Here is a 16,060-nt window from a genome sequence, read left to right as displayed (position 1 = left end):
GGATTCGGCCAGGGATTCGGCCAGGGATTCGGCCAGGGGTCTGGTCAGGGATCCGGTCTGGGCTTCGGTCAGGCCGCCCGGCGCCACTTCTCCGCCACCACCAGGGAGCCGAGCCGCCAGCCGGCGTCCGTGCGGACCGCCCCGAAGGTGTACCGCCCGCCGGTGACGACCATGGTGCCCTCTTCGACCTGCATCGGAATGATGTAGTCCGCCCGTACCTCGGCGGTGTCACCGGCATAGCCGCCCAGATCCTTCAGGCGCAACCGCCGATTGACAATCAGATGCTGCCGTACGGGAAAGTGGCTCAGGGCCAGCTCCACCCATTCGGCGGCCCGTTCCACGGTGTCGTCGATGCCGCCCGCACCGCTGTAGTCGAGCCGGGCGTCCGGCGTGAACAGGGCCCGGAACCCGGCCCAGTCCGCGTCGTCCACGGCGGCCGCGTACTCGGTGACCAGCTCATCGATGGCCACCCTGTCCATCATCGTCGCGAGATCCGTGCGCTGTGTCATCGGCTCAGTGTCGGTCAGAGCGGGCCCCTGGCCAAGAGCCGCGCACACCGCGCCGGAGCGCGGGCCCGGTTCAGCCCCGCTGCGCCCCGGCTCCGGCGCGGCCGGCGCGCCCGGGCGTGCCCGGTCCCTTGACGGCCCGCAGCACCACGAACTTGGGGTCGCTGGTCACGACCTCCGCGTTCCCGAAGAGCCGGCGCAGCCGTACGTGGTACCCCAGGTGGCGGTTGCCGACGACCCACAGCTCGCCCCCCGGCCGCAGCGCGCGGCGGGCCCCGGCGAACATCCGGCGGGCGGTGGTGTCCGTGGTCGCCCGGTGGGAGTGGAACGGCGGATTGCTGAGCACCAGGTCCACCGAGGCGTCCGGCACCGGGTCCATCCCGTCCCCGACCACGAAGTCGGCCGGGGCGCCGTCGGTGACGTTCGTCCGGTAGGTGGCCTCGGCCGAGGCCACCGCCGAGAACGACTCGTCGATGAACGTCACCGAGGCACGGGGGTCGGCCAGCGCGACGGCCGTGCCGACGACGCCGTTGCCGCAGCCCAGGTCCACCACCCGGCGGGCGTCCCCGCCACCCCGGGGCAGGCTGCCCAGGAAGATCCGGGTGCCGATGTCGAGGCGGTCGGCGCAGAAGATGCCGGCGTGGTTGGTCACCGTCCGCCCCGCGAGCACCCCGGTGTCGCCGGGCAGGTCGTACCGCAGCGGCCACGGGTTCGACCCCGGCCTGAGTCCCGGATCGGGGGTGCAGGAGATCAGCCGGGCCTTCCGTACCGCCAGCGACGTCCTGGTCGGGCCGATGATCCGCTCGAAGAGCCGCAGCGTGGAGGTGTGGATCTCGCTCACCATGCCGGTGCCGATGACCACCGTGCCCGCGTGGATCGCGGGTACGAGCCGGTGCAGCTGGTCCTCCAGGAGCGCCAGGCTCTTGGGCACCCGCACCAGCAGGACGTCGATCCGCTCCGGCGGGGCGTCCCGGACGGTCAGCAGCCGCTCCCCGTCGTCGGCGGCGGTCCGGCCGTTGCGGGCGAGATTGGCGAGGGTCGCCTCCCGGCCGAGGAAGGAGTCGGTGATCTGTACGGGGCGGTGCGGCGCGAGCGCCGTCGTCAGCGCCCCCCAGCGGTCACCGAGGACGACCAGGCTCCCGGAGAGGTCGACATCGGCCTCGGCGAGCTGTCGCAGCAGATACTCGTCGGCCGCGTCCCAGGCGCGCAGGGGGTCCTGGGGGTCCTCGGGGAAGCGGGCGAGTGCGAAGTTGCCGAAGGGCGTGCTCAAACGGTTCATCGTGCAGCCAGGCTAGCCCAGCGGGCGTGGCCGGCTCTCCCCGGAGAGCCCGGCGCGGTGCTGCCGGGCTCCCTGCTCTTCGCAGGTGCGACGGATCTCTTCGCGTGTGCGACGCACCGGACCGGCGGGCCGGGGGAGGGCGGCCGGGGCTCGGCTCAGGCGGCGGGTTCGACGCTCTCGACGCGCTCCAGCGCGGCCGCCGCCCACTTCAGGACGAGCGCCTCGTACTCACCACGCCGTTCCTCGGGCAGCTGGCCGTCGGCCCACAGCTCGCGGATACGAGCGTTCAGCTCGGCAGCTGACAAGGCGGACAAAGCAGTCTCTGACTCGCGGGGAAGGGGGGACATGCCGAACAGATTACGGCCTCGTGCCGTGCGCCGTCTCCCCCACAACCGAAGGCGACAGGCATCGGCCACGGCCGGTTTCCGCCCCTCCGGACCATTCCGACCAGCGGGAACAGGGCGAATTCCGGCCGGGTGCGCCGGACCGCGCCAGGTCGTGCGCCCGGCGTAGTGATGAACCTCATGGCATGGGCCCTGTGGCATCGCTCACCGGCCGGAAGGGAACCCTTCGGAGCTTTGCTGCATCGCGACCGTCACGTTCGCAACAGCCCTTCCGCAGGCCGCCCCCGCCCCCGCCCTCGCCCCCGTCCGGGTGGGGCCGGTCGGCCGCGCCGACCGCGGGGGGATCAGTCGGCCGCGCCGCCCGAATCCCCCGACTCGCCCGCGTGCGGGCTCAGTACATCCGTACCGACCAGCACGAACAGCAGAATCCCCAGCAGGATGCGGTAGATGACGAAGGGCATGAAGCTCTTGGTGGTGATGAACTTCATGAACCAGGCGATGACGGCGTATCCCACGACGAAGGCCACCACGGTGGCGAAGATCGTGGGCCCCCAGGAGACATGTCCCTCGCCCGCGTCCTTGAGTTCGTACACCCCCGACGCCAGGACCGCCGGGATGGCGAGCAGGAAGGAGTAACGCGCCGCCGCCTCCCGGGTGTAGCCCATCAGCAGACCGCCGCTGATCGTGGCGCCGGAGCGGGAGACCCCCGGGATGAGCGCCATCGCCTGGCAGCAGCCGTAGATGAGGCCGTCCCGTACGGTCAGCTCCCGCAGGGTCTTGCGCTGCTTCACCGCCCGGTGCCGGCCGCCCGATTCGTCGCGCGCCGCGAGCCGGTCGGCGATGCCGAGGACGACACCCATGACGATCAGGGTGGTCGCGATCAGCCGCAGATCGCGGAACGGGCCCTCGATCTGGTCCTTGAGGGTCACGCCGAGCACACCGATCGGGATCGAGCCGATGATGACCAGCCAGCCCATCTGGGCGTCGTGGTCATGACGCATCCGCCGGTCGGTGAGGGAGCGGAACCAGGCGGAGAGGATCCGGACGATGTCCTCGCGGAAATAGATGAGAACAGCCGTCTCGGTGCCGATCTGGGTGATCGCCGTGAAGGCCGCCCCGGGGTCCTCCCAGCCCGCGAAAGCGGCGGTGAGCCGCAGATGCGCGCTGGAGGAGATCGGCAGGAACTCGGTCAGCCCCTGGACGAGGCCCAGGATGAGGGATTCGAACCACGACATGGAGAAGCGCGCCACCCAGATGAGGTCATTTCCGAACGGCGCGTCCGTGGAGCCCGTGCTGTGCGCCGGTGCGGCCTGAGCGTAGCGTCCGGAAGTGAACGAAAAGTGGCGTAAAGGCGGCGCGTGCGCCGAGATGCGCTGTACGGGGCGGCTTCCGCGACCGCCCCGCTCCGGCGTGCCGTCGGGGGTCACCGGCGTGGTCGGATCCGCCGGCAGCCGTGAGGGGCGTGTGTCCGAGGCCGGCCCGGCGGGTCCTGCGCGTCCCGCGCGCCCTGCCGGGCCGTCAGCCCCGCGCCAGCGCCCGCCGCTTGCGCCAGGCGACGGCCGCCGCGATCAGGCCGGTCACCACGATGAACCCCATCGCCGCGAGGAACGCCGGGGACGTGGGCGAGCCGGCCCGGGCCCCCGCCACCACGTACGCCGCCGTGTTGGGGATCGTCCCCAGCGCCGTCGCCAGCAGAAAGGGCGTGTACCCCATACGGGAGACGGCGGCGCAGTAGTTGGCCGCGGCGAACGGGATCCCGGGGAAGAGCCGTACCGCGATCATGGAACGGAAACCGTGTTCGCTCAGCTGGGTGTCGACCGTCGTCAGCACCTTCCCGCGCAGCAGCGGGCGGAGCGCGTCCTGCCCCAGCACCCGCCCCAGGGTGAAGGCGAGACCCGCGCCCAGCACCGTCCCGGTCACCGCCGCGACCAGACCGGCCTGCGTGCCGAAGAGGGCCCCCGCCGCCAGATTGAGGATCGGCCGGGGGACGAACGCCGCGGTGCACGCCCCGTAGGCCACGGCGAACAGCACCACAGCCGCCGCGCCGCTCAGCCGCGCGGACGGCCAGCCGTCCGCGAGCAGCCGCTGTGGCTCGTACAGCAGCACCAGGGTGCTGGCGGCGGCCAGGAGCAGAAGCAGCAGCGACAGCCGCGACCACGGCGAGAGCAGCACCCGGCCGCAGCGGACGGCGAGTGCTGAGGACGGTCTGGGGGCGGGCTCGAACATCCGGGGAGATTAACCGACGACCGGATGTGATCGCCGTAATGGTCACCTCATCCGCCTGTCGCGACCGTTCGCGCGATCGTTCGTGCGGCGGCCCGGGAGGTGGCCCGGGAGGCGGTTCGCGGGGCGGTTCGCGGGGAGGCGAAAACCACTCGACGGGTACGGGGCGCCGGAGCCATGATCGGAGCATGTTCCGGCAGGCCCTTCCCGCAGTGCCCCGAACGGTGGCACCGGAGCCCTGGCCTGTCCTCCCCCTCTTCCCGCCCCCGGCCCGCGCCGTTCGCGCCGCCGTGGTGCCGCCCCTCGGCGGCGTCTCACGCTGACCCTTCCCGGATCGTCCGCCGGGCCCCCGATGGGGAGGGTCGGCCCGCCCTCGGGGGCCTCTCCCCGCGCGCCTCCCGTTGCGCGCCGAGCTTCCGAGGAACAGCCATGCCGACGACCCCGCACATCCCGCACACCCCCAACAGCCCGTACACCTCGCCCGCTGCGCGGACCCCGGTCAAGCCGCATCTCAATATCGGCACCCTGGGTCACACCGGCCACGGCAAGACCACTCTGACCGCCGCCATCACCAAGGTCCTCAACGCGCGGGCCGGTGGCGCCTTCGCCGCCGCCACGCCCTTCGTCCCCTTCGACCGCCTCGATCGCGCCCCCGAGGAGCTGGCGCGCGGAATCACCGTCCATCTCGGACACGTGGAGTACGAGACCGACACCCGCCACTACGCCCATGTCGACATGCCCGGCCACGTCGACCGCATCAGGACGACGGTCGCCGGCGCGGCGGGGCTCGACGGCGCGATCCTCGTCGTCTCCGCGCCCGACGGCGTGCTGGCGCAGACCGCCGAACACGTCCTGCTCGCCCGGCAAGTGGGCGTCGACCATCTCGTCGTCGCCCTCACCAAGGCCGAGACCTGCGACGACGAACGCGCCGACCAGGTCGACCAGGACGTCCGTACCCTCCTGACCGCACAGGGGTACGGGGGTGACAGCGCCCCCGTCGTCCGGGTCGGCGCCGTCGGGGCACTGGCGGGCCTGCCGCGCTGGACCGCGTCCGTCGAGGCGCTGCTCGACGCGGTGGAGACCTATGTGCCGGTACCCGTGCGCTCGCCCGGGGCGCCGCTGCTGCTGCCGGTGGCGCACGCCTTCACCGTCCCCGGCCGGGGCACCGTCGTCACCGGCACCGTCGAACGCGGCTCACTGCGGATCGGCGACAGCGTGGCCCTCGCCGGCGGTGGCCGGGGCCTCGGCTACGGTGACGGCCCGCAGGTCTGCGCCGTCGCCGGGGTGGAGAGTTTCGGCCGCCGTCTGGAACACGCCCGCGCCGGGGACCGCGTCGCCGTGCTGCTGGACAGCGTGCCCCGGGAGGCCGTCCGGCGCGGCCAGATCCTCGCCGCGCCCGACGGCCCCGCCGCACGGCACGCCTTCACCGCGCGCGTCCGGCTGCTGACCGCCGGGGAGGGTGGCCGCAGTACCCCGGTGGCCGGCGGTTACCGGCCGCAGTTCCATCTGCGGACCGCCGCCCTCACCGGCAGCGTCGACCTGGGCGGCCCGGAACCCGCGTGGCCCGGCACCACGGTCGCCATGACCGTACGGCTGGTCCGTCCCACCCTCCTCGAACCGGGGCTGGGGTTCGCCGTCCGCGAGGGCGGCCGCACCATCGGCGCGGGCACGGTGACCGAAGTGCTGTGACCGAGGTGCTGTGACCGAAACGCTGTGGCCGAAACGCTGTGGCCGAGATTCTGTGGCCGAGATGCTGTGGGAGACCCCCGGCCCCCGCCCCCGGTGCCCGGCGGCGGCCGTACGACAATGGAACGGTGGACGAACCCCTCCCCGTGACCCGCGCCGTGGACCTCGGCACCGCCCGGCTGCTGCCCGACGTCGACCGGGAACGGGCCTGGCTGCTGACGGTCGACGGCGCCCCCCAGTCGTACGTCGACCTGGACGACCCCGAGCACCTGGAGTTCGAGTACGCCCGGCGGCTGGCCCACGTGATCGACGTGCACGGGACCGCGGGGACCCCGCTGGACGTGGTCCACCTCGGCGCCGGAGCGCTGACCCTGCCGCGCTATGTCGCCGCCGTACGGCCCGGCTCCCGCCAGACCGCCGTCGAAGCCGACCGGGGGCTGATCGACCTGGTCGGGGAGGTCCTGCCGCTGCCCGCCGGATCCGGTGTCACGGTGTGCGCGGGGGACGCCCGCGCCTGGATCGACACGGCACCGGCCGACAGCGCCGACGTCGTCGTCGCCGATGTCTTCGGCGGCTCGCGGGTGCCCGCCGCGCTCACTTCGGTGGAGTACGCGCGGGCCGTGGCCCGCGTGCTGCGCCCCGGCGGCATCCACGCCGCCAACATCGCCGACGGCGCCCCCTTCGGCTTCCTCCGCTCCCAGCTCGCCACCTTCCGCGAGGTCTTCGCGGAGCTGGCCGTGGTCGCCGAACCGGCCGTGCTGCGCGGCCGCCGCTTCGGCAACGTGGTCGTCGTCGCCGCGCACACCCCGCCCGACCTCGCCGCGCTGGCCCGCCGGACCGCCGCCGACCCGTTCCCGGCGCGCGTGGTGGACGGCGCGGAGCTGGACCGGCTCACCGGGGACGCTGCACCCGTCACGGACGCCGGCGCCCGGCCGTCGCCCGAGCCGCCGCAGGGCTCCTTCGGCATCGGCTGACCCGGGCACGGGCCGCTGCCGGCGGGCGGACGCGGCTCAGCGCTGCTCCGTCCCCGTCAGCCGGAGCGTGCTCAGGATCTTCTCGACCGTCGCGTCCGGCACCTCGTCCGGGACGTTCCTGTCCGCGTAGAGCACCCAGGTACGGAACTCGCCCGCGGGATCCAGGAAGGTGAAGGCGGCCGCCTTGCCGTCGCTCGCGCAGGCCGAACCCTTGCGTACGCCGACCGCCGTCGCCGTCGCCAGGCTGCCCTTCAGCCCCGAAGCGGTGGTGTACGGCCGGGCCGGTGCCGTCCGTACCGTGCCCCTGGGCTCCGTCTGCGCGTACGCCCCCCACGCCCAGACACCCGCCTCGGCCGTCGCCGCGGACGAGGTGTCCTTGGCCCCCTTGCCGCCCTTCGTGCCGACGGTGGCCCGCCCCGAGGTCTCCGTGACACCGTCGCCGTTCGTGTCGCCGGTGCACGCCTTCGGTTTGAAGTGCGCGGGCCCGGACATCGTGACGAGCGGTGCGCCGCCGCCCTTGGCCCGGTCCTCCAGGAAGGTGCTGATCCCGGAGGAGACGACCTCCCACTCCGGGGGCACGTCGAACCGGGTGCCGTGCTTGGGGTTGGTGACGACCTTCCACCCCTGGACGGTGGGCCGGGCCTCGTCCGTCCCGCGCGGGTTCCGCGCCGGGTCCGCGGGCGTCTCCTCCGGTTCCCCGCCAGTTCCGGCCACCGGCGGGGCGGCCGGAACCGGTCCGGTGGACTTCCCGGCGGCCTCCGCGTCCCGGTCGCCCGCGTCACCGGTCCGCAGGACGACCACGCCGGTGACGACCGCCGTCGCGACGACCGCCGCGACGGCACCGATCGCCACCGCCCGCGTGCGCCTGCGGTCCCGGTCGTCGTCCGGTCCGCCGTCCGGGCCCTGCGGGCCGCCGTACCCGTGGCCGTGCCCGTACCCATGTCCGTGTCCCGGTCCGTACGGCTGCGGTGCGCCCGGATACCCCGGGGGCTGCTGGGCGTACGGGTTGTGCTGCTGGGGGCCGGACGGGGGGCACGGGCCGGACGGGGGATACCCGGGCTGCTGGTACGGATTCGGCGTCCCCTGCGGTCCGGGCCACTGCCCCGGCCGCTGATGGGGATCGGGCGGGGGGCTCGCGCCGCCGGGCTGCTGCTGTCCTGGCCACATGGCGAGTAACCATAGGTCCGCCGTGCCGCCTCGGTCATATCAGCCACTCATCAGACACCTATCGGCCACCCGTGGGCGACTCGTCGGCCCATCGCCGGCCACAGCGCGAGGAGCCCCGCCGGCCGCCGTGCCGAAGAGCATGGCCAAGATTGCTACTCATAGGTAACATCGCGGTCATGAGCGCTGATCAGAAGTCCGTCGGCGAACTCCTCGCCGCCACCGTCCCCATGGTCGGGACCCTGGGGCTGGAGTTCCTGGAGACCACAGCGGAGCGCGCCGTCCTGCGCCTCCCGGACCGGTCCGCCTTCCACAACCACATCGGCGGACCGCACGCCGGAGCGATGTTCACCCTCGCCGAGTCCGCGAGCGGCGCCGTCGTCATGGCCGCCTTCGGCCATCTGCTGAACCGGGCCGTCCCCCTCGCCGTCCGCGCGGACATCGCCTACCGCAAGCTGGCCATGGGCGAGGTGACCGCCACCGCCGTCCTCGGCCGCCCGGCCGCCGACATCGTCGCCGAACTCGACGCGGGCGGACGCCCCGAGTTCCCCGTCCAGGTCTCCATCCACCGGGCCGACGAGGCCGTCACCGGCGAGATGACCATCGTCTGGACCCTCCGCCCGAACGCCTGACCACCCCTGGATAGGCTGCCCCGGCGTGGGCCGAGGGGCACACGCCGGAAGGAGAGCGCGATGACCGAAGGACCCTGGATCGCCGCCGTGGGCGGCAAGGAGCCGGACATCGCGCCGGACGCCTTCACCGCGCCGACCTCCGTCGTCGTCGGCGAGGTCCGGCTCGCCCCCGGCTCCGGCGTCTGGTACCACGCCGTGCTGCGCGCCGACTGCGGCCCCATCGTCATCGGCGCCGACTCCAACATCCAGGACAACTGCACCGTCCATGTCGACCCGGGTTTTCCGGTCACCGTGGGCGAGCGGGTGTCCGTCGGCCACAATGCCGTGCTGCACGGCTGCACGGTCGAGGACGACGTCCTCATCGGCATGGGCGCGACGGTCCTCAACGGCGCCCGCATCGGGGCCGGTTCCCTCGTCGCCGCGCAGGCGCTCGTCCCGCAGGGGATGGTGGTCCCGCCCGGCTCGCTGGTCGCGGGCGTCCCCGCCAAGGTCCGGCGGGAGCTGACCGAGGAGGAGCGCGCGGGCATCGCCCTCAACGCCGCCGTCTACCGCGACCTGGCCGAGACGCACCGCGCCGCCGTGCCCCGCGACTGACCGCCCGGCCGCGCGACTGACCGCCCGGCCGCGTCCCCCGCGCGTCCCCACCGCATCACCACCACTTCCGGCCGGGCCGGCCGGCGGGCCCTCCCCGCCCTCTCCTCGCCCACCGTCCGCGGCTGCGCGGAATCTGCCATTCAGGGAGAAGCGGACATCTGGATTCGGCCAAGATCAGTCTGTCTTGGCCGAGTCGGCCGCCCCTAGCGTGAGGGCCGTCGTCCACCACGCAGAGGGAGCGCACATGGCAACCCCCCACCCGGTCCCCGACCTGCTGTCCCCGGAGTTCGCCGAGGACCCCTACCCGGCCTACCGGGCCCTGCGCGAGCACACGCCGCTGCTGTGGCACGAAGCCACCCGCAGCTATGTCGTCTCCCGCTACGAGGACGTCGAACGCGCCTTCAAGGACAAGGCGGGCCAGTACACCACCGAGAACTACGACTGGCAGGTCGAACCGGTGCACGGCCGGACCATCCTCCAGCTCAGCGGTCGGGAGCACGCGGTACGACGGGCCCTCGTCGCCCCCGCCTTCCGCGGCACCGACCTGCGCGAGAAGTTCCTCCCCGTCATCGAGCGCAACGCCCGCGAACTCATCGACTCCTTCCGGCACACCGGCACGACCGACCTCGTGGACTCCTTCGCCACCCGCTTCCCCGTCAACGTCATCGCCGACATGCTCGGCCTCGACAAGGCCGACCACGCCCGCTTCCACGGCTGGTACACCAGCGTCATCGCCTTCCTCGGCAACCTCTCCGGGGACCCGGAGGTCACCGCCGCCGGCGAACGCACCCGCGCCGAGTTCGCCGCGTACCTCATCCCCGTCATCCGCGAGCGCCGGGCGGCCCCGGGCGACGACCTGCTCTCCACCCTGTGCGCCGCCGAGGTCGACGGTGTGCGGATGAGCGACGAGGACATCAAGGCGTTCTGCAGCCTGCTGCTCGCCGCCGGCGGCGATACCACGGACAAGGCGATCGGCTCGCTGATCGCCAATCTGCTCGCCCACCCGGAGCAGCTGGCGGCGGTGCGCGCGGACCGCTCCCTGATCGACCGGGCCTTCGCGGAGACCCTGCGCTACTCCCCACCCGTACAGATGATCATGCGTCAGACGGCGGAGGAGGTCACCGTCAGCGGCGGCACCATCCCCGCCGGGGCCACCGTGACCTGCCTCATCGGCTCCGCCAACCGGGACGGCGAGCGCTACCGCGACCCCGACACCTTCGACATCCTCCGCGACGACCTCGGCGCGGACACCGCCTTCTCCGCCGCCGCCGGACATCTGGCCTTCGCCCTCGGCCGGCACTTCTGCGTCGGGGCGCTGCTCGCCCGCGCGGAGGTGGAGGCGGGCGTCAACCAGCTGCTGGACGCCATGCCGGACCTGCGGTTCGCCGACGGCTTCACGCCCCGGGAACGGGGGGTGTTCACCCGGGGGTACGAGGCGCTGCCGGTGCGGTTCACCCCCGTACCCGACTGAGCGCACCCGGCTGAGAACGCGCCCCGTACCTCCGGGGTCAGGCCGTGACGGGCGTGAACCGCACCGGCAGCGACGTCAGCCCCCGCATCCAGATCGACGGGCGCCAGGTCAGCTCCTCCGGCTCCGCGGCGAGCACCACGTCCGGCAGCCGCTCCAGCAGCGTCTCGATCGCCGTACGGGCCACCGAGTCCGCCAGCAGCGGCGCCGGATAGGGACAGCGGTGCTCGCCGTTGCCGAAGGAGAGATGGGCGGAGTTCTCCGCGCCCACATGGCCCTCGGGCCAGATCTGCGGATCGGTGTTGGCGGCCGCGAGCCCCAGCACCAGACAGTCCCCGGCCCGGATCCGCCGGCCGCCCAGCGTGGTGTCGCGGACCGCCCACCGGCCGATGAAGTTCTGCGTGGGCGTGTCCAGCCACAGCACCTCGTTGAGCGCCTGGCCGACGCTCAGCCGGCCGCCGGACACATTGAGCGCGAAGCGGTCGTCGGTGAGCATCAGCCGCAGCGCGTTGCCGATCCAGTTCCCCGTGGGCTGCTGCGCTGCCGCGATCACCGAGATCAGGTCCTGCACGATCTCGACGTCCGTCAGCCCCGCCGGATGGGTGAGCATCCGGGAGGTGACATCGGGGCCCGGCGCCGCCCGCTTCTCCCGCACCAGCCGCTGGATCCGCTCCTGGACCCGGACGTACGCGGCCACCGGGTCGTCGCCGTCCTGCGTGTCCAGCGAGATCCGCAGATCGGTCACCAGATCCTCGGTGTCGTCGCCGCCCGCCGGCATGCCGCACATGCGCACGGCGGCCCGCATGGGCAGGGCATGGGCGTACGAGGACATCAGCTCGGCCCGCCCGCCCCCGGCGAAGCCGTCGATCAGCTGGTCCGCGATCTCCCGGCACCACTGGGCCAGCTCGAACTGGTCGAGCCCCTCCAGCGCCTGCGTGATCACGCCCGCCCGCCGCTGGTGCTCGGCCCCCTCCGTGAAGAGCACGGAGGGCTGGTGCCCGACGAAGGGCAGCAGCGGCCAGTCCGCCGGGATCGCCGGCCACTGGTTCCAGCGGCGCGAGTCCCGGGCGAACAGCTCGTCGTGGGCGGTGACATGGGTGACCTCGGCATAGCCCAGTACCAGCCAGGCCGGAATGCCACCGTCGAGCAGTACCGGCGCCACCGGGCCGTGCTCCCGCCGCAGCGCCCGGTACAGCTCGGACGGGGTCTGCTGGTACTCCAGGCCGCTGAGGCGGACCGCCGCCGCTCCGCCCGCGTGCGCGGGGCAGCCCGGGGGCGGCTCCGCCGCCGGAGGGGTGCCACCGTGGCCCGTGCCGTGGCCCGTGCCGTGGTCCGTCGCGTTCACCGTGTGGTCCATGGTGTCGTCTCCCTGGCCGTGGCCAGCGCTCGCAGATGGTCGACAAGGTTGATCAGCACCTGTTTCCCGGAGGAGCGCACCCGGGCGTCACAGTCGATCATCGGTACCCGGGGGTCCAGCGACAGCGCCTGCCGGACCTCGTCCAGCGAGTGGACCGGGTGGTCGCCGTCGAAGCGGTTCACCGCCACCACGAAGGGCGTCCGGTGGTGTTCGAGGCGGTCGATCGCGTACCAGGAGTCGCTCACCCGCCGGGTGTCGACCAGGACGACCGCGCCGAGGGTGCCGGAGAACAGCCGGTCCCACAGGAACCAGAAGCGCTCCTGCCCCGGTGCGCCGAACAAGTACAGGACCAGCCGCTCGTTGAGGCTGATCCGGCCGAAGTCGAAGGCGACCGTCGTGGTGGTCTTGCCGGTGGGCCCGGCGGGCTCGTCCACGCCGATCCCGGCCTGGGTCATCACCTCCTCCGTGTTCAGCGGGCGGATCTCGCTGACGGACCGCACCAGCGTGGTCTTCCCGACGCCGAAACCGCCGACGACCACGATCTTCAGACCGGTCTCGGCGGAGTGGGCCAGCGGGGCCTGGTGGCGGGGCGGACGGGAGACACCGGGAGCATCCTGGGCACCGGAGAGGCCAGGGGTATCGGGGATGCCGGAGATGCCGGAGATCCCGGAGGCGCCGGAGACATCAGGGGCCGCGGAGACGGCGGAGGTTTCAGAGGTTTCAGAGGTTACGGAGTCCATGGAGCACCTCCTCCAAGAGGGCCGAGTCGGGCAGATCGATCAGGGAGCGCCCCGCCCGCGGGTGGCGGGCGGTGATACGCCCCGTCGACAGGAGGTCGCCGAGCAGGATCCGTACCACCGTGATCGGCAGCCGCAGTTCCGCGGAGATCTCCACGACCGCGATGGGATGCCGGCACAGTTCGAGGATCCGTGTGTGCTCCGACTGCATGCCGGGCGTCGGCCCGGACTCGCTCACCACCAGGGTGACCAGGTCGAACGCCTCGTCGTCGGGGCGGCTGCGCCCCTGGGTGACGGTGTAGAGCCGGTCGGGGTCCCCCATGTCGACGGGGCGCCGCGCCATCAGAGCCGGGTCTTTGGCGGTGTGCTGCGCGGCTCGGCCCGCAGGTGTTCACCGATCTGCTCGACCAGTTCGGTCATCTGGTGGCCCACGGCCCCCGGGTCCGCGCCGTCGGCGGCGACGACCGCGAGATGCGCGCCCGCACCCGCCTCCACGATGAAGAGCAGCCCTCCGTGGAACTCCGTCATGGAGTGCCGTACGCCGCCCTTGCCGTCACCGAACTCGACCGAGGCGCCCTGGGCCAGCGCCTGGATGCCGGAGCAGATCGCGGCGAGCTGGTCGGCCTGGTCGAGCGTCAGATGCGGGGTCCAGCAGAGCTTCAGCCCGTCCCGGGAGAGGACCAGGGCGTGCCGGGTGCCCGGTGTGCGGTCGAGCAGGTTTTCCAGTAGCCAGGTCAGGCTGTTGTCCGTCGTCTGCATGGTGCGTGGGGCGGGTGCGCCGGACGGTCCGGCCCTCCCGGTCCCTGCCTCCTGTCTTCCGTGGTGCGTTCGTCTTCGTCTTCGTCTCGGTACGGGGCCCGGGGTACGGGGGGACGCGCCCCCACGCGGTCATCGGGCTCCCGGGGTCACCGGTCGGCGGGACCCGGTGGGCCGCCGGCCGGGCGCGTGTCGGTGCGGTGGTCCGGGCGGTGGTCCGGTCGGTGGTCCGTGCGCGTGTCCGGGCCGCCTTCCGACGGCGGGAGAGCGGCCGGGGGGGCGTTGCGTTCCCTGCGGGCCCGGTGGAAGGCGCCGAACCGTTCCCCGACGTCCCGGGAGGGCGCGGCGGAGGACTGCCCGCCGCGCTCGGCGGCCTCCGAGCGGCCCCGGTCGGCGGCGGCCATGGTGCGGCCCGGGGGCCGCACCGGCAGCCCGCCCGGTGTCGCCAGCGGGGGTGCCGAGCGGGCCGGCAGCGACGGCCTGGCCGCGGGAGCGGGAGCAGGAGCGGTGGCGGGGGCCGGCGGCGGGGTGTCCGGCCGCGGACGCGGCCCCTGCGGGCCGGCCGGCGTCTGGGTCCGAGCCGCCGGTGTCCGCGTCGGTGCCGGTGTCCGTACGGGGCCGGCGGTCTGTGTCCACTGCTCCGGAACGTGGTCCGGGCCGGCTGATTCCCGCTCCTGCCCGGGCGCCCGCAGGTCGTGCTCAGGCGCCCGCGGATCCTGCTCACGCACCCGCAGGTCCTGCTCGGGCGGTGCGCTGCGGGTCTGGTGCAGCAGCTCCGGCGGGAAGAGCACGACCACTCCCGTACCGCCCCGGGAGGACGGCCGGAAACTGACGCTCATGCGGTACTTGACCGCCAGCAGCCCCACCACCACGAGCCCCAGCCGGGTGCTCCGCAGCAGGGCCAGGTCGTGGTCTCGGCCGGCGACCGCCGCCTCGGCCCGCCGCATGGCGGCGTCCGGCATCTTCAGCCCGCTGTCCTCGATGGTGACGACCAGGCCGGTCATCCGCTCCTCGACATAGACATGGACCTCGTCGATCGGCGGGGAGAAGTTGGCCGCGTTGTCCATGAGTTCGGCGAGCAGGTGCATCACGCCCTCGGCCGCGTAGCCGACGACCGACGCGTTGCTGGTCGAGTGGAGCCGTACCCGCCGATACGCCGCGATCCGGCCGACGGCGCCGCGCAGGATCGACTCCATCACGATCGGCTTGTTCCACGCCCGGCTCGCCCGGCCGCCCATCAGCAGCGACAGCCGGTCCGTCAGCAGACCGAGCTGCGAGGTGTTGTGGTCGAGACCGAGCAGGTCCCCGAACACCTCTTCGCTGTGACGATCCTGCATGTCCCGCAGATCGGCCAGCATGCTCACGGCCTTGGCCTGGACCCGGCTCAGCACCTTGACGCTGACCTGCCGTGCCGCCGCTCCGCGCCGCTCGCTGAAGGCCAGTTCGCGGACGACGGTCTCCAGCGCCGCGCGCAGCCGGGGGTCCTCCGGCCGCTCCAGCTCGGCGAGCGCGGTGTCGGCGGAAGCCCCGCCGCGCAGCCGTTCGACGGCGGCGGGCAGGGTGACGGCCGTCAGCCGCTCCAGCCCGGCGGCCGTCTCCGCGAGCCGCCGCTCGGCCGCGTCATGGGCGGCGCCGATCGTCCGCACGCGCTGCTCGCCCGCCGCGATCTCGGCGGTGAAGAGCTGGAGCACCCGCCGCAGCGAGGGCTCCGACGGCGGGATCGAGGGATCCGGGGCACCGCCCTGGCGCAGCCGCGCGGCCACGGCGGGGAGGGTGACATCCGCGAGCCGGGCGGCCTCCGCGGCCGTCCGCTCGCCGTGGGCGCGCAGCGTCCGCAGTTCGTCCCCGGCGGCGGCCGCCGCCGAGCGCAGCCGGCGGGCGGTACGGGCGGCGGCGAGTACGGCGACGGCCAGGCAGAGCCAGGCCACCGAGGCGGTCCCCACGACCCACGCCCGCGCGGCCGGGGGCGCCAGCGCGCCGACCGCACCGCAGGCCGCCGCGGCCACCAGGAGCGACGCCGCGGGGGCGGCCAGGGAGCGGGGCCGTGGCGAACGTATACGGCGCGGTGCGCGCGTGACGGGCACTGACATGGTGCGGTCCCTCGCTGCTGGAGTCCGGGGCGGGTACGGATCGATGGGGCTGCCGGGCCGCCGGGCCGGTGGCGGTGCCGAACACAAGAGCGGCCAACGCGAGTTGGTGGTGATCATCCGCACGTATGTGGCGCTCATGCTAGTCACGTGTCATGGCCACTGACCGCGTACAGGGCCTTGTGGGCCACGGAACGGTGCAGTTAGACCCGAAGTCGTCGTCCGGTGGCGGTGGTCGTGATAGATGCGGATT

At 73.4% G+C, this 16,060-nt stretch carries 16 protein-coding genes; 5 read left to right on the top strand and 11 right to left on the bottom strand.

What is annotated here, in order from left to right:
- Positions 1–68: 68 nt before the first annotated feature.
- The 5 genes from SYYSPA8_RS15600 to SYYSPA8_RS15580 form a co-directional block, all read right to left on the bottom strand.
- Positions 69–509, bottom strand: coding sequence for a nuclear transport factor 2 family protein (locus tag SYYSPA8_RS15600; RefSeq protein WP_323447757.1), 441 nt, complete (start codon positions 507–509; stop codon positions 69–71).
- Positions 510–579: 70 nt separating this feature from the next.
- The gene (locus SYYSPA8_RS15595) at positions 580–1,785 is read right to left on the bottom strand and encodes a methyltransferase (RefSeq protein ID WP_323447756.1); all 1,206 of its coding nucleotides are present in this window, start codon (positions 1,783–1,785) and stop codon (positions 580–582) included.
- Between the two features lie 155 nt (positions 1,786–1,940).
- Positions 1,941–2,090: a hypothetical protein gene (locus SYYSPA8_RS15590; RefSeq protein WP_407706009.1), complete on the bottom strand. Its 150-nt coding sequence runs from the start codon at positions 2,088–2,090 to the stop codon at positions 1,941–1,943.
- Between the two features lie 383 nt (positions 2,091–2,473).
- Complete coding sequence (locus tag SYYSPA8_RS15585) at positions 2,474–3,364, bottom strand: undecaprenyl-diphosphate phosphatase (protein ID WP_323447815.1); 891 nt, start codon at positions 3,362–3,364, stop codon at positions 2,474–2,476.
- A gap of 283 nt (positions 3,365–3,647) precedes the next feature.
- Positions 3,648–4,355, bottom strand: a complete 708-nt coding sequence (locus tag SYYSPA8_RS15580) for a TVP38/TMEM64 family protein (RefSeq protein ID WP_323447754.1) — start codon at positions 4,353–4,355, stop codon at positions 3,648–3,650.
- Between the two features lie 426 nt (positions 4,356–4,781).
- On the opposite strand from SYYSPA8_RS15580, the gene SYYSPA8_RS15575 reads away from it, so the two are divergent.
- The gene (locus SYYSPA8_RS15575; protein WP_323447753.1) at positions 4,782–6,041 is read left to right on the top strand and encodes an elongation factor Tu; all 1,260 of its coding nucleotides are present in this window, start codon (positions 4,782–4,784) and stop codon (positions 6,039–6,041) included.
- A 125-nt stretch (positions 6,042–6,166) separates the two neighbouring features.
- The gene (locus tag SYYSPA8_RS15570) at positions 6,167–7,012 is read left to right on the top strand and encodes a spermidine synthase (protein ID WP_323447752.1); all 846 of its coding nucleotides are present in this window, start codon (positions 6,167–6,169) and stop codon (positions 7,010–7,012) included.
- Between the two features lie 36 nt (positions 7,013–7,048).
- Here the strand turns inward: SYYSPA8_RS15570 and SYYSPA8_RS15565 are convergent, their stop codons facing one another.
- Positions 7,049–8,179 carry a hypothetical protein gene (locus SYYSPA8_RS15565; protein ID WP_323447751.1) on the bottom strand — a complete coding sequence of 377 codons (1,131 nt, stop codon included), beginning with the start codon at positions 8,177–8,179 and terminating at the stop codon, positions 7,049–7,051.
- A 176-nt stretch (positions 8,180–8,355) separates the two neighbouring features.
- Here SYYSPA8_RS15565 and SYYSPA8_RS15560 point away from each other — a divergent pair, with 176 nt between their 5' ends.
- The 3 genes from SYYSPA8_RS15560 (at position 8,356) to SYYSPA8_RS15550 (ending at position 10,873) form a co-directional block, all read left to right on the top strand.
- Positions 8,356–8,808, top strand: coding sequence for a DUF4442 domain-containing protein (locus SYYSPA8_RS15560; protein WP_323447750.1), 453 nt, complete (start codon positions 8,356–8,358; stop codon positions 8,806–8,808).
- Between the two features lie 60 nt (positions 8,809–8,868).
- Positions 8,869–9,402 (top strand): gamma carbonic anhydrase family protein, encoded by a 534-nt coding sequence (locus tag SYYSPA8_RS15555; protein WP_323447749.1) that lies wholly within the window; start codon positions 8,869–8,871, stop codon positions 9,400–9,402.
- Positions 9,403–9,646: 244 nt separating this feature from the next.
- Positions 9,647–10,873 carry a cytochrome P450 gene (locus SYYSPA8_RS15550; RefSeq protein WP_323447748.1) on the top strand — a complete coding sequence of 409 codons (1,227 nt, stop codon included), beginning with the start codon at positions 9,647–9,649 and terminating at the stop codon, positions 10,871–10,873.
- Positions 10,874–10,910: 37 nt separating this feature from the next.
- On the opposite strand, the gene SYYSPA8_RS15545 is transcribed toward SYYSPA8_RS15550, so the two are convergent.
- From SYYSPA8_RS15545 to SYYSPA8_RS15525, 5 genes are all read right to left on the bottom strand, one after another.
- Positions 10,911–12,227, bottom strand: coding sequence for a cytochrome P450 (locus SYYSPA8_RS15545; RefSeq protein WP_323447747.1), 1,317 nt, complete (start codon positions 12,225–12,227; stop codon positions 10,911–10,913).
- Positions 12,212–12,967, bottom strand: a complete 756-nt coding sequence (locus SYYSPA8_RS15540; protein ID WP_323447746.1) for a GTP-binding protein — start codon at positions 12,965–12,967, stop codon at positions 12,212–12,214. The genes SYYSPA8_RS15545 and SYYSPA8_RS15540 overlap by 16 nt, the downstream gene beginning before the upstream one ends.
- The gene (locus tag SYYSPA8_RS15535) at positions 12,948–13,307 is read right to left on the bottom strand and encodes a DUF742 domain-containing protein (protein ID WP_323447745.1); all 360 of its coding nucleotides are present in this window, start codon (positions 13,305–13,307) and stop codon (positions 12,948–12,950) included. Before SYYSPA8_RS15535 ends, SYYSPA8_RS15540 begins: the two co-directional genes overlap by 20 nt.
- Positions 13,307–13,723 (bottom strand): roadblock/LC7 domain-containing protein, encoded by a 417-nt coding sequence (locus SYYSPA8_RS15530; RefSeq protein ID WP_323447744.1) that lies wholly within the window; start codon positions 13,721–13,723, stop codon positions 13,307–13,309. The genes SYYSPA8_RS15535 and SYYSPA8_RS15530 overlap by 1 nt, the downstream gene beginning before the upstream one ends.
- A gap of 146 nt (positions 13,724–13,869) precedes the next feature.
- Positions 13,870–15,810, bottom strand: coding sequence for a sensor histidine kinase (locus tag SYYSPA8_RS15525; protein ID WP_323447743.1), 1,941 nt, complete (start codon positions 15,808–15,810; stop codon positions 13,870–13,872).
- Between the last annotated feature and the right edge of the window lie 250 nt (positions 15,811–16,060).

It is taken from the genome of Streptomyces yaizuensis (assembly GCF_034961445.1).
GTDB lineage: Bacteria > Actinomycetota > Actinomycetes > Streptomycetales > Streptomycetaceae > Streptomyces > Streptomyces yaizuensis.
The sequence above is the reverse complement of the archived record's forward strand: the minus strand, read 5'-3'. Positions and strand labels throughout refer to the sequence as shown.